This is a genomic window from Pseudomonas silesiensis, assembly GCF_001661075.1.
GTDB lineage: Bacteria > Pseudomonadota > Gammaproteobacteria > Pseudomonadales > Pseudomonadaceae > Aquipseudomonas > Aquipseudomonas silesiensis.
Window position 1 is genome coordinate 4,488,566 of the sequence record NZ_CP014870.1, and the last position, 13,045, is coordinate 4,501,610.

14 protein-coding genes are annotated in these 13,045 nt (G+C 61.2%); 6 read left to right on the forward strand and 8 right to left on the reverse strand.

Translation table 11 applies throughout. The features are described 5' to 3' along the window. Positions 1 to 36 precede the first annotated feature (36 nt). Positions 37 to 1,128: a DUF1615 domain-containing protein gene (locus tag PMA3_RS19880; protein ID WP_064678779.1), complete on the reverse strand. Its 1,092-nt coding sequence runs from the start codon at positions 1,126 to 1,128 to the stop codon at positions 37 to 39. Positions 1,129 to 1,315: 187 nt separating this feature from the next. Here PMA3_RS19880 and PMA3_RS19885 point away from each other — a divergent pair, with 187 nt between their 5' ends. Next, positions 1,316 to 2,851, forward strand: a complete 1,536-nt coding sequence (locus PMA3_RS19885; protein ID WP_064678780.1) for an FAD-dependent monooxygenase — start codon at positions 1,316 to 1,318, stop codon at positions 2,849 to 2,851. A gap of 115 nt (positions 2,852 to 2,966) precedes the next feature. On the opposite strand, the gene PMA3_RS19890 is transcribed toward PMA3_RS19885, so the two are convergent. Beyond that, the gene (locus PMA3_RS19890) at positions 2,967 to 3,677 is read right to left on the reverse strand and encodes a glutathione binding-like protein (protein ID WP_064678781.1); all 711 of its coding nucleotides are present in this window, start codon (positions 3,675 to 3,677) and stop codon (positions 2,967 to 2,969) included. Positions 3,678 to 3,766: 89 nt separating this feature from the next. Here PMA3_RS19890 and PMA3_RS32695 point away from each other — a divergent pair, with 89 nt between their 5' ends. Then, positions 3,767 to 3,904: a hypothetical protein gene (locus PMA3_RS32695; protein ID WP_161491151.1), complete on the forward strand. Its 138-nt coding sequence runs from the start codon at positions 3,767 to 3,769 to the stop codon at positions 3,902 to 3,904. A gap of 123 nt (positions 3,905 to 4,027) precedes the next feature. Next, positions 4,028 to 4,702 (forward strand): hypothetical protein, encoded by a 675-nt coding sequence (locus PMA3_RS19895; RefSeq protein ID WP_064678782.1) that lies wholly within the window; start codon positions 4,028 to 4,030, stop codon positions 4,700 to 4,702. A 174-nt stretch (positions 4,703 to 4,876) separates the two neighbouring features. Here the strand turns inward: PMA3_RS19895 and mnmH are convergent, their stop codons facing one another. Together mnmH and selD are read right to left on the reverse strand one after the other, a co-directional pair. Continuing rightward, positions 4,877 to 5,980, reverse strand: coding sequence for a tRNA 2-selenouridine(34) synthase MnmH (mnmH, locus tag PMA3_RS19900; protein ID WP_064678783.1), 1,104 nt, complete (start codon positions 5,978 to 5,980; stop codon positions 4,877 to 4,879). Next, the gene (selD, locus tag PMA3_RS19905) at positions 5,980 to 7,014 is read right to left on the reverse strand and encodes a selenide, water dikinase SelD (RefSeq protein ID WP_064678784.1); all 1,035 of its coding nucleotides are present in this window, start codon (positions 7,012 to 7,014) and stop codon (positions 5,980 to 5,982) included. Before selD ends, mnmH begins: the two co-directional genes overlap by 1 nt. A 143-nt stretch (positions 7,015 to 7,157) precedes the next feature. Between selD and PMA3_RS19910 the strand changes: the two genes are divergently transcribed. Together PMA3_RS19910 and PMA3_RS19915 are read left to right on the forward strand one after the other, a co-directional pair. Continuing rightward, on the forward strand, positions 7,158 to 7,385 hold the full coding sequence (locus PMA3_RS19910; protein ID WP_064678785.1) for a DUF6555 family protein: 228 nt from the start codon (positions 7,158 to 7,160) through the stop codon (positions 7,383 to 7,385). A gap of 53 nt (positions 7,386 to 7,438) precedes the next feature. Next, entirely contained in the window at positions 7,439 to 7,717 is a 279-nt protein-coding gene (locus PMA3_RS19915; RefSeq protein WP_064678786.1) for a hypothetical protein, read from the forward strand. Positions 7,718 to 7,739: 22 nt separating this feature from the next. Here PMA3_RS19915 and PMA3_RS19920 read toward each other — a convergent pair whose 3' ends face one another. The 3 genes from PMA3_RS19920 to PMA3_RS19930 all read right to left on the reverse strand — a co-directional run bounded on the left by PMA3_RS19920 (position 7,740) and on the right by PMA3_RS19930 (position 8,923). Next, the gene (locus PMA3_RS19920; RefSeq protein ID WP_064678787.1) at positions 7,740 to 7,907 is read right to left on the reverse strand and encodes a metallothionein; all 168 of its coding nucleotides are present in this window, start codon (positions 7,905 to 7,907) and stop codon (positions 7,740 to 7,742) included. 66 nt (positions 7,908 to 7,973) lie between these two features. Continuing rightward, positions 7,974 to 8,429 (reverse strand): DMT family transporter, encoded by a 456-nt coding sequence (locus tag PMA3_RS19925; protein WP_064678788.1) that lies wholly within the window; start codon positions 8,427 to 8,429, stop codon positions 7,974 to 7,976. After that, positions 8,429 to 8,923, reverse strand: coding sequence for a DMT family transporter (locus tag PMA3_RS19930; protein WP_064678789.1), 495 nt, complete (start codon positions 8,921 to 8,923; stop codon positions 8,429 to 8,431). Before PMA3_RS19930 ends, PMA3_RS19925 begins: the two co-directional genes overlap by 1 nt. Positions 8,924 to 9,183: 260 nt before the next feature. Here PMA3_RS19930 and PMA3_RS19935 point away from each other — a divergent pair, with 260 nt between their 5' ends. After that, positions 9,184 to 10,125 (forward strand): LysR family transcriptional regulator, encoded by a 942-nt coding sequence (locus PMA3_RS19935; RefSeq protein ID WP_064678790.1) that lies wholly within the window; start codon positions 9,184 to 9,186, stop codon positions 10,123 to 10,125. 123 nt (positions 10,126 to 10,248) lie between these two features. On the opposite strand, the gene PMA3_RS19940 is transcribed toward PMA3_RS19935, so the two are convergent. After that, positions 10,249 to 11,565, reverse strand: a complete 1,317-nt coding sequence (locus PMA3_RS19940) for a Na+/H+ antiporter family protein (protein ID WP_064678791.1) — start codon at positions 11,563 to 11,565, stop codon at positions 10,249 to 10,251. Between the last annotated feature and the right edge of the window lie 1,480 nt (positions 11,566 to 13,045).

Here is a 13,045-nt window from a genome sequence, read left to right on the forward strand (position 1 = left end):
CCGGCGCCCATGATGACGCCTTCGCCAGGCCGGCTCCTACCTGGCCCGCGCCATACACCGCTGATAACGCTCGTCGACCCTTTTGGCGAACCAGGCCGTGGTGAGCTTGCGGGTGATTTTCGGACTCTGCAGCACGATCCCCGGTAATACCGCGCGCGGCAATGAACGCCCCTCGGCCTGTTCGGCCAGTTCGAAAACCCGCTGATAGAGGTCGGTGTCTTCGAATTCGAGGCTTTTGCCCTTCTCCAGTTGATTGCGGATGGTCGGATTGCGCATGCCCAGTTGCTTGCCGAGGGTGCGCACCGCCAGTTCCGTAGTGCCAGGCATGATCGAATCGTAGCGCACCAGATCGCCATCCAGCGCCAGGGGAATGCCCGTCGCACGACTCACCGCGTTCTGGAACGCGGCATTGCGGCTGGCGTACCACCCGGCATTGAAATCGGCGAAGCGGTACAGCGGCTGCTTGTAGCTCACCGGATAACCGAGCAAGTGGGCGATGCCGAAATACATGCCACCGCGACGGCTGAACACTTCACGACGAATCGAGCCGTCCACCGGGTACGGATAATCCCGCGCCTGTTCCTCGGCGAAATCGATGCTGACCTGCATCGGCCCGCCGGTGTGCACCGGATTGAAACCGCCGAACAGGGTGCGGCCCATGGGTACCATCCCGATGAAATCATCGAAGATCGCGCTGAGCTCTTTTTCACTGCGCGCGGCATTCAGGCGGTCGCTGTAGCTCTTGCCGTTGCTGGAACTCACCTGCAGCGCACCGCTCACCAGCAAACCGGGGATGTGGGCCTTGGCGGCCCGGCGGTCGATTTCCTCGCGGGCGATCCTGCCCAGGCCCGGTACCCGGGGGTCCACCTGAAAGGTCGATTCCTGCTCGGTGACCGCCAGTACCGAACACAGGTTCTGCGTGGAGGGGTAGATATTCTGGGCGGCAAACGCTGCATAAATGTCCGTGGCCCATCCTTGACGGTCGACGGTCTTGGCCGGCAGCAGACGCACGATCTCGGCCCTGACCTCGGCGGGTGTGCGTGCCGGTGGCTCCTGGATGCGTTGAGTGCCGCAACCGGCCAGGACCAGCAACGCGGCGATACTCATGATCAATCGATTGGCTTGCATGATGCTCCATCAAATCCGTTGAGCCGGGTTAACCATACGATCAATGGCATGGCGCAGGCTATGACTGTGCCGGTGAAGCACTGTTCCTTCTGTTGACACAGCGAGGGGCTTGTCCATTGGGCAGCGAGCCTGACCCCATGCCCGGACTGGACCATACTTGATCCACGACATCCAGGAGGACCGGCGCATGAACCGTAGCGACGTACTGATCATCGGTGCCGGCCCGACCGGACTGGTACTGGCGCTGTGGCTGAGCAAACTGGGGATCCGCCCACGGATTATCGACAAGTCGTCGAGCCCCGGCACCACCTCGCGGGCGCTGGCGGTGCAGGCGCGGACGCTGGAGCTGTATCGCCAGCTCGACCTGAGCCAGGCCGTGGTGCAGAACGGCCATCGCGTCGGCGCGGCGAACTTCTGGGTCAAGGGCGAACCGGTGACGCGCCTGCCCCTGAGCAGCATCGGCGAGGGTCTGACTCCCTACGCATTTCTCGAAATATACCCGCAGGACGAACACGAGCGGCTGCTGATAGAACGCCTGGAAGCCTTCGGCATCAGGGTCGAGCGCACTACCGAGCTGGAGGGTTTCGAGGAAACCGGTGACGGCATCACCGCCCGCCTGCGCTTGCCCGATGGCCAGCTGGAAATCTGCCAGAGCTGTTATCTGGCCGGATGCGACGGTGCCCGGTCGATCGTGCGCAAGACCCTGGACACCGGGTTTCCCGGCGGCACCTATCAGCAGATTTTCTACGTCGCCGACGTGCAAGGCAGTGGGCCGGCGTTCAACGGCGAATTGCACGTGGACCTCGATGAGGCGGATTTTCTCGCGGTGTTTCCGTTGGCCGGTGAAGGTCGCGCCCGCCTGATCGGTACGGTGCGCGATGAACGCGCCGAGCGGGCCGAAACCCTGCGCTTCGAAGACGTGAGCAGCCGGGCCATCGAACACATGAAGGTTAAGGTCGAGCAACTGAACTGGTTCTCGACCTATCGTGTGCACCACCGGGTGGCGGATCACTTCCGCACCGGGCGCGCGTTTCTGCTGGGTGATGCGGCCCACGTCCACAGCCCCGCGGGCGGCCAGGGCATGAATACCGGAATCGGCGATGCCATCAACCTGGCCTGGAAACTCGCCGCGGTGCTGAGTGGTGGCGCCCAGGCCAGACTGCTCGACACCTATGAACCGGAGCGCATCGCATTTGCCCGCAAACTGGTGGCCACCACCGACCGGGTGTTCAGTTTCGTCACCGCCGAAGGACGCCTGGCCGACTTGCTGCGCACACGGGTGGCGCCGTTTCTGCTGCCCAAGATGGCGTCACTGGAAACGAGCCGCGAGTTCCTGTTTCGCACGGTGTCGCAAATCACCCTCGATTATCGCGGGATGCCGTTGAGCAACGGCGTTGCCGGGCATGTTCATGGCGGCGACCGTTTACCCTGGGCCCACGACGGCGAGGGGGACAATTTCGAATCGCTCAAGTGCATGGGTTGGCAGGTGCACGTGTATGGCGACACCAGCGATGAAATGATCGCCTGGTGCAACGAACATCATTTGCCGTTGCACGTGTTTGGCTGGCGTCCGGCATTTGAAGCGGCGGGTTTGGGGCGGAGCGGGTTTTATCTGTTGCGGCCGGATACCTATGTGGCGATAGCCGAGACGTGCTCCGATCCGAAGGTGATCGAGCGGTATTTCCGGGATCATGGGATCAGGCCGTTTTTTGGATCGCCCTGATCCACCATTGAACCCTGTAGGAGCCGGCTTGCCGGCGAAGGCGGAGTGTCAGTCAAAGCATGTATTGACTGATCCACCGCTTTCGCCGGCAAGCCGGCTCCTACAGGTTCGGGGGTCAGCCTGAGATCGGTTTGGGGATTTCCAGCCCGCGCATCACCGCCGGCCGCGCCAGGAAGCGCTCCAGCACCCGTGTAACGTTGGCGAAATCCTTGATGCCCACCAGATCCCCGGCCTCATAGAAGCCGATCAGGTTGCGCACCCAGGGGAACGTCGCAATGTCGGCAATGGTGTAGCGCTCGCCCATGATCCAGTCCCGCCCTTCCAGACGTTCGTCGAGCACCTTGAGCAAGCGTTTGCTTTCTTCGATGTAGCGGTCCCGCGGCCGCTTGTCCTCATAGTCCTTGCCGGCGAATTTGTGGAAAAAGCCGACCTGGCCGAACATCGGTCCGACACCCCCCATCTGAAACATCAGCCACTGGATGGTCTCATACCGGGCGGCCGACTCCTGGGCCAGCAATTGCCCGCTCTTGTCGGCGAGGTAGATCAAAATCGCTCCGGATTCGAACAGCGGCAGCGGTCGGTCGTCCGGTCCATGGGGATCGAGGATGGCGGGAATCTTGTTGTTGGGGTTCAGGGACAGAAATTCGGCGGACACCTGATCGTTGGTATCGAAGCCCACCCGGTGCGGCTCGTAGGGCAGCCCGATCTCTTCGAGCATGATCGAGACCTTGACGCCGTTGGGGGTCGGCAAGGAGTAAAGCTGGATCCAGTCGGGGTATCGGGCCGGCCATTTTCGGGTGATCGGGTACGCGGAAAGATCGGTCATGGGGGAGAATCCACGGCAAAATTGAGACCGTTGATCATAATGCAGGCGTTGGCGAAGGTTGCGAACTTTTGGCGTTATCGATATTGCTGATGAGCAAGATCAAAAGATCGGCCGTATTCGTCACCGCCATCGGCTGTACCCTGTCCATAAATCCGCAACATCCTGTTGATATCCTTTGCTCCAATCCGTTCGAAGTTGCCGCTAAAGTGCTGCACTCGCCCGGATGAACCAAATGGGCTCAGGGGACTCCAACGCACCGCCCCCATGACATGGAAAACACTCGCAGCCGGAAGCTCGCGGTGTAGAGGTTTGTCAGCCTTAACCGAATGCGCCGAAGATCACCTATACACATGACGAACCTTTTGAAATTCGCCAAACGCTTCAAACATCGCGCGTACGTATTCCTGCCCTCCTTGCTGGCAGTGAGCGCGCTGTTCCTGTCGCTGGAGTCCAGTGAAAGCCGCGCCCAACCGGCGGATGGCACCCAGACGCTGGTATTCTTGCGCCACGCGGAAAAACCCGCCGGCGGCCTCGGCCAGCTCAATTGCCAGGGCTTGAACCGCGCCATCGATCTGGCCACCTTGCTGCCGGAAAAATTCGGCAAGGCCAATTACGTGTTTGCCGCCAACCCGACGCGTAATGTCGAGGAAGGCGAGCTGGACAACTCCTACAGCTATATCCGCCCGTTGATGACCATCAGCCCAAGCGCCATCAAGCTCGGCTTGCCGGTGAATATAAATTTCTCGGCCAACGACACCAGCGACCTGGCCGATGAACTGCTGCACGACAAGTACCACAACTCGGTCATCTACACCGCCTGGTCCCACGGCTACCTGCCGGAGCTGATCAACAAGGTCGCTGGCGAAGCGGTCGGCAAGAAACAGAGCATCACCGATGACTGGGAGTCCAGCGATTACGACTCGCTGTACGTGCTCACGCTGACCTGGCACAACGGCAAGGCCAGCCTGGAGAGCCACAGCTACAAGCAGGGGCTGGATAATGGTCGGGAGACCTGTCCGACCTGAGTGGTGATCGGGGCGGCGCCTTCAGTTTTGTAGCGTTTGCGCGGGCCCCTTCGTCGGAACGCCGCCCGGAGCAAGCCCGCTCCCACAGTGGTTTGTGGTGAGACACAGATGTGTGATCGACGCTGGACCTGTGGGAGCGGGCTTGCCCGCGAAGGGGCCGGCATAGACACTACATCATCCCTGCCGATTGCCCCGCTCGCGCAAATACTCAAGCACAGCCCCCCGCTCCCCCGCAAACTCGATCCGCGAACCCTTCTTCTCCCGCTGAAACGCATACATCGGATCGTAATACTCGCTCAACAACCCTTCGATCCAGCCCCGGTGCAGATCCACCGCCCCACTCTTCGCCTGCTCTGCCAACGCATCCTCCATCAATATCAGCATCCGCCGGTGACGCTCGCCGCCCAGGCGCTTCTGCACATTGTTCAGGCTCGCCAGCAATCGCTCGGAAAACAGCCCGAAGCCTTCATCGCCATGCACGGCGATGAATTCGGCGCACAAATCCACCACGTAGTCGCGCAGGATCCGCTCCACCCGCCCTTCCAGACTGTCTTCCAGCCACACCATCGCAAACTGCTGCATGCCCTGGAACAGCGGCAATGGCAGCGCGCAACTGCCGATCGCCCGGCTCTCGTCTTCCAGCACGAACTGCTCGATGCCACGGGCGCGCTTCTTCAGTATGTCCACGGCCAGGCGGTTTTCGAAGTCGATGTTGGAGGGTTGACCGGTGGCGCGTTTGCCGAAGCTGGAGCCGCGATGATTGGCGTGACCTTCAAGGTCCAACCCGTTGCTCAATTGCGTGAGCACCTCGGTCTTGCCGGTGCCGGTCATGCCGCCCAGCAACACGAAATCGCACTGGGCAATGGCTTGATCGACCGTCTCCAGCAGGAACGTGCGCATTGCCTTATAGCCGCCACCGACCCGCGGATAGTCGATCCCGGCCTCGTCCTTAAGCCATTGCTGTACAATCTGCGAGCGCAAACCGCCGCGAAAACAGTACAGATAGCCATCGGGATGCGCCCGGGCAAAGTCGGCCCAGGCCCGGACGCGTTCAGCCTTGATGTCGCCGGAGACCAATTGATGCCCCAGCGTAATCGCGGCTTGCTGACCCTGCTGCTTGTAGCAGGTGCCGATCCGCTGCCGTTCGTGGTCGTTCATCAGCGGCAGGTTGACCACGCCGGGGAATGAACCCTTGAGGAATTCGATCGGCGCCCGGGCATCCATCATCGGCCTGTCGTTGAGAAAGATGTCGCGGTAATCGGTGCAGTCGCGTGACATCAAAACACCTCGACCGCGTTAGTCTGTCGTTCGATCAATTCGCCGATCGGCTCAAGGTTCAGGCCCAACCCGGCGGCCACTTCGAGAAATTGTGCGTTACCTTCAGGGGTGACTGCGATCAGCAGGCCGCCACTGGTCTGCGGGTCGCAGAGCACGCGTTTGTGCAGTTCCTGCAGGCGTCCGAGCTTGCTGGCGTAGCTGTCGAAGTTGCGCAAGGTGCCACCGGGTACGCAACCCTGTTCCAGGTAGTACTCGACTCCCGGCAGGCGCGGCACACGCTCGTATTCGATGCGCGCGGTCAACTGGCTGCCATCGGCCATTTCCACCAGATGCCCCAACAGGCCAAAACCGGTGACGTCGGTCATCGCGGTCACGCCCTCGAGCTTGCCGAAGCGGCTGCCGGGTTTGTTCAGGGTGCACATCCAGTCACGCGCCAGGCCGATGTCGGCGTGGCGCAACTTGCCCTTTTTCTCCGCGGTGGTGAGGATGCCGATGCCCAGGGGCTTGGTCAGGTAGAGCAGGCAACCGGCGGTGGCGGTGTCGTTGCGCTTCATGTGGCGCTTTTCCACCAGCCCGGTCACGGCCAGGCCGAAGATCGGCTCCGGCGCGTCGATGGAATGCCCACCGGCCAACGGGATTCCCGCTTCATCGCACACCGAGCGTCCGCCGCGAATCACTTCCCGGGCGATCTCCGGCGCCAGGACATTGACCGGCCAGCCAAGGATGGCAATGGCCATCAGCGGGTCGCCGCCCATGGCGTAGATATCGCTGATGGCATTGGTCGCGGCGATGCGGCCGAAATCGAACGGATCGTCGACGATCGGCATGAAGAAGTCGGTGGTCGACACCACGCCCCGCTCTTCGTCGATGGCATACACCGCCGCGTCATCGCGTGAGGCGTTGCCGACCCAGAGTTTCGGATCAAGATTCTGCGCTCCGCTGCCGGCCAGGATCACCTCCAGCACCTGGGGAGAAATCTTGCAGCCACAACCTGCGCCGTGGCTGTATTGGGTCAGTCGGATCGGCTCGCTCATTGGGGAATCATCTCGTGAAGTCATAGCCCAAGAGTCTACAACAACGCCGGTTTTCAGGCGCTGCCGCAGCCGTCCGACAATCCGAATGAATTTTCCGCAGCCCGGACGATCCTTCTATTACCACAGGGAGGATTACGGGCTTTATGAACAATGCAAAACTTTTCGTCATTGAATACACCCTTCATGGCGCTCCCAAGTCTTTCATTATCCGTCTGGAAAAAATGGATAACGCAGAGGCCTGGCATTGGGCGAGCTGTGACGCCGGCGTGGGTCGGATCCCGCGCTTCGGCCGGGAGAAGGTGCAAAAGACCAGCAAACCGATGGCGGAGAAATTCGGCGTGGAGAACGTCAAGTGGCGCCCGGCGAATTGACCGGTCGCGTCCCGCTTTGAAAATTGAGAGGGGACATTGAGAGGAATTAGCGCATGACCACGACACCACTCACCAGCATGGCTCACATCGACTACGGCCTGGATACGCTGTTCGGGCGGGTCACCAAAAGCGCCGAATGCCTGGTCGCGCTTGAACAAGTCGAAAATGATCCCACCCGCTTCGCCCTGCGCGTGCAGGCGCCCGTGCCCGAGGATCTGGAACAGGCGAAGACGCTACTGGTGAAAGTTGAAGGACGAAAGCTCAGCGGCGTCGTCCGCGATACTGAACGACTGGACGATGAAAGCCTGAAGCTGGAAGTGGAGCCCGACTAGGCTCCACCTTTGCCTGGATGAGCTATTTGCCGTGGGCACACTTGCACCCTTTACTGGCGCATTCTTCGCCGTGTTCATGGTGCTTGGCGCAGGCTTCGCAGCAATAGTGCTTGCCGTGACGTGCGATCGGATGTTCGCCTAGCTTGCAGGAGCATTTGGGGCAGTCGCAGATACTTTCACTGTCGATCATGAGTCTGACTCCATAGGTATGGTTGTCCGGCGCTGGACTGCGCACCGTAATACCAGTGTAGGAGCGTCATGCCTGCCGTGTAGTGCTGCGGTACATGAACAGCAACGCCAAGGCGAGAAGCCCCATCGCCAATACCCGACTGCCGGACAGCTCTATCGGCGGATTGCCCAGCCAGCCGAAGTTATCGATCAACATCCCCATGCCCAGTTGCCCGACGATCACGGCGACCGTTGCCACGGCTGTGCCCACCCGTGGCACCGCGCCGACCATCACCATCATGTACACCACGCCGAACAATGCGCCGCCGAGCTGCCACTTCGGCACATCCAACAGGCTCATGGCATGGGCCGGTTCGAAAAACAGGATCAACAACCCGGTGACCACGGCACCCACCACGAAGGTCAGCAAACTGCTGCGCAACACGCCGACCGTTTCCCCCAGTCGCCCGTTGATCGCCGCCTGGACACTCAATACCGCACCGGCGGCCACGACCACCGCCAACAACATGATCAGATTCATCATCAACCCCGGGCAATCAGTACAAGTGCCGCGACAATCAGCAGCAAGGCCAGCCAACGTTCACCGTTGACCTTTTTGCGGGTGGCGCCAAACCAGCCGAAGTGATCGATCAGCACACTCTTGCCGACCTGCCCGGAGAGAATCGCGATCATGGTCATGGCGATGCCGATGTGCGGCGTGGCCAGGGTCAGCACCACCACGTAGATCGGCCCGAGAAAACCGCCGATCAATTGCCAGCGCGGCAGCTCGTTCAAAGCCGGCCCCTGTTGCGGGCCGCTGAACAACAGCAGCAGAAACAGAATCGCCGAGCCCACGCCGAAGATGCTCAAGGTCGCCCACAAGTGCCCGACCTGAACCCCCAGCGGCCCAAGCAGGCCTGCCTCCACGGAAAGGCCCATGCCGGCGAGAATGACCAATGGCAGCAGCAATAGACGCAAGCCGGGGTTGGTGGTTGGCGTTGCGACATCGCAAATATTATCGATTGAAGAAGATTGCATCGGGAGCTCCGGTGTAGTCGATCAAAACGCGAACCCTGTAGGAGCGAGCTTGCTCGCGAAGAATCAGAGGGCGGCGCGTTCATCCAGACTGCACGCGTCATCGTTTACGTCCTTCGTCGGAACGCCGCCCGGAGCAAGCATCGCTCCTACAGGGTTTGCATTGTCAGTGGAATTGGCGCGCATTATCGGCTGGCGGCGCTTTGCGATAAATGGGAGCATCCGGATAACACTTTTGCGCAAACCGCACAGCAGGATTGATCATGCACGGTCTCAACGAACTGGGATTCAAGGCTCTTCGACTGTTTGTCGCTGTACTGGATCACGGCAGCTTTTCCGAAGTGGCCCGCCGTGAGGGCCTGGCGCCCTCGTCGATTTCGCGGCAGATCCAGCTGATGGAACAGGCCTTGAACCAACAATTGCTCTACCGCCATACCCGCGCCGTTACCCCCACCGAGGCCGGGCGGATGCTCGGCCATCACGCACGGCTGGTGCTGGTGCAACTGGAAGAAGCCGAACAGGCTTTGCAGGAACAGCAAAGCGACCCCAGCGGGCTGGTGCGGATCAATGCGCCGGTGGTGTTTGGTCAACGGCATCTGACCCCGTGGCTGGGGCAGCTGTGCGAGCGCTATCCGAAACTACAACTGGATATCCAGCAGACCGACAGCTACATCGACCCATTGCAGGAAGGCGCCGACTTGCTGTTTCGCATCGGCCCGCTGCACGATTCGAGCATGCAGGCACGTATCCTGGCGCCGCACCGCTTTCAAGTCGCAGCGAGCCCGGCTTACCTCAAGCGCCACGGCACGCCGCGACATCCGAACGAACTGCAGGCCCATCAATGCCTGGCCTACAAGGGCGTGACCGGCCAGCAGCGCTGGTTTTTTCGCCAAGGCCAGCAGGATTGGACGCCCTGTTCGGTGAAGGGACCGATCACCGGCAACCACGCCGACACGCTGACCCAGGCCGCCGAGCAAGGCCTGGGGCTGGTGATGTTTCCGTCGTGGCTGATTGGCGAAGCGGTGCGCAACGGCACGCTGGTGCCGGTGCTGGGGGACTATCAGGTATCCAACAGCCTCGAACCGCAGCAGATTGCCGTGCTCTGGCCGGGCAGTCGACGGTTGTCGGTGAAAGTCAGGACGGTGATCGATTTTTTTGTCGAGTGCTTTGGTGCGGTGCCGTATTGGGACAGGCCGTCCAATTAAGGATTGAACACCACAATCACTGTGGGAGCGAGCTTGCTCGCGATGGCGGTATGTCAGTCGATATCTCTGTTGCCTGACACACTGCCATCGCGAGCAAGCTCGCTCCCACAGGGGGTGATGTGACTACAACACCATCGCCGCCACCCAGCCAAACCCCAGCAAGGGCAGGTTGTAATGCAGGAACGTCGGGACCACGGTGTCCCAGATGTGGTGATGCTGGCCATCGATGTTCAGGCCGGAGGTCGGGCCCAGCGTCGAGTCCGAGGCGGGCGAACCGGCGTCACCCAGGGCGCCGGCCGTACCGACGATGCTGACGATCGCCAACGGGCTGAAGCCCAGTTGCACGCACAGCGGCACGAAAATCACCGCCAGGATCGGCACGGTGGAAAACGACGAACCGATGCCCATGGTCACCAGCAGACCCACCAGCAACATCAGCAACGCGCCGACGGCCTTGCTGTGGCCGATCCACGAGGCCGAGGTCTCGACCAGCGTCTGCACCTCCCCGGTGGCTTTGATCACTTCGCCGAAGCCGGAGGCAGCGATCATGATGAAGCCGATCATCGCCATCATCTTCATGCCTTCGGTGAACAGGTCGTCGGTGTCGCGCCATTTGACGATGCCCGATGCCGAAAAAATCAGAAACCCGGCCAACGCACCGATGATCATCGAGTCCAGCAGCAGCTGAACGATGAACGCCGCGGCGATTGCCAGGCCGGCCACCATCAGGCTCAGGGGGTTGTACTGCACCGCGACCTGTTCGACCTGTTCGATTTTTTCCAGGTTGTAGACCCGCTTCTTGCGGTAGCTGATAAAGGCCGCGCCAAGGCCGAACACCATGCCCAGCGCCGGAATGCCCATGGCATGGGTGACGTTGATGCCACTGATATCGACGCCGCTACGGGCCACGTTGGCCAGCAGGATTTCATTGAGGAAAATGTTGCCGAAGCCCACGGGCAGGAACATGTACGGCGTGATCAGCCCAAAGGTAATGACACAGGCGATCAACCGTCGGTCCAGTTGCAGCTTGGTCAGCACGTATAACAGTGGCGGCACCAGCAGCGGAATAAAGGCGATATGTATCGGCAAGATATTCTGCGAGGCGATGGCCACCACCCAGAGCAAGCCGATCAGCAGCCACTTGACCTGACCGCCACCGCTGGCGTGCTGGCGATCGACCATCGCCAGGGCCTTGTCGGCCAGGGCATGGGCCAGGCCAGACTTGGCAATGGCCACCGCGAACGCACCGAGCAAGGCGTAGGACAAAGCGACCGTCGCCCCGCCGCCCAGCCCGCTGTTGAACGCCTTGAGCGTCGCGTCGATGCCCAGGCCACCGGTCAAGCCACCGACCAGCGCGCCCACGATCAGCGCGATCACCACATGCACGCGGGACAGGCTGAGTATCAGCATGACGCCGACCGCGGCAATTACTGCATTCATTATCAAGACCTCAAGACAAACGGAATGAGTCCGGCCGGCAGTCTGCGTGAGCCGCCAGCGGATTGAAGAATGGGTTTTATTAGAGGGCGGGCACTTTGCCGCAGAGTCCCCCCCATGTCAAAGCCCCTACGCGATCCCCTGTAGGAGCGAGGCTTGCCCGCGAAGAACGATAACGCGGTTCTCAATGGAACCGCGTAACGGCCTTCGCGGGCAAGCCTCGCTCCTACAGGAGGCCTGTGCAAGGCATCCATTCAGGTAAGTCTCTTATTGACCGGACGGCATAAAGAAAGCCGACCCCCTGCCGCTACAGTGCCGAGTCTCAGATAATTATCGAATAAAGGACGTCTCCATGTCGCTCAGACAACTTTCCATTCAATGGAAGATCACCCTGCTCGCCGGGCTGTGCCTGGCCGGTATCGTGACCCTGCTGGTGGGTCTTTCGCTGTATCGCATGGAGCACAGCGCCGCGCTGGTGAAAACCTCGAGCATGGAGATGCTGACCGAAGCCGCCCAGGCCCGGATCGAATCCCAGGGTGAAAACCAGGCACTGGAGATTCGCCAGCAGTTCATGGACGCCTATCAATACGGCCACGGCTTTTCCCGCCAGGTGCTGTTCCTGCGAGACCAGGCCGAGAAGCGCTTCCTGGACGCCTTCGACCTGCGCGAAGACCTGACCCGCCAGGTCAAGTCGGCGCTGCAAGCCAACCCGGAGCTGCTTGGCCTGTCGCTGGTGTTCGAAGCCAATGCGCTGGACGGCAAGGACGATCTGTTTACCGGCCAGGCGGAACTGGGCAGCAACGACAAGGGCCGCTTCGCCCTGTATTGGTCGCAACCGACACCGGGCAAGGTGACCTCCATGGCGCTACCCGAAAGCGACATGGCCGACACCGGCACCGGGCCCAGCGGCGAGCCGGCGAACGCCTGGTTCACCTGCCCGCGCACCACGCTCAAGCCCTGCGTGATCGAGCCCTACTTCTATGTGATCGACGGGCAGAAGGTGCTGATGACCAGCATCGTTTTCCCGCTGATGGTCAATGGCAAGGTCATCGCGTCGCTGTCGGCGGACATCAACCTCAACAGCCTGCAAGCGGTCAGCCAGGGCGCCAGCAAGAAGCTGTATGACGGCCAGACCAACGTCAGCATCATCAGCCCGGTCGGTTTGCTCGCCGGTTACAGCCCGGACGCCAGCAAACTCAGCCAGCGCCTGGACGCCGTCGACCCAACCAACGGTGCCGAACTGATTCGCATGCTCGCCGCCGGCAGCCAGACCAAAAGCCTGCACAGCAACCAACAGCTAAAGGTGCTGGCGCCGTTCCAGCCGATTCCCGGTGGCAAGTCCTGGGGCGTGTTGCTCGAGGTGCCGGAAAAAGTGCTGGTCGGCCCTGCCGAAGCCCTGAAGAAACAACTCGATGACAGCAACACCGCCGGCACGCTGATGGAACTCGGCCTCGGTGCGCTGGCGGCGTTGATCGGCCTGTTG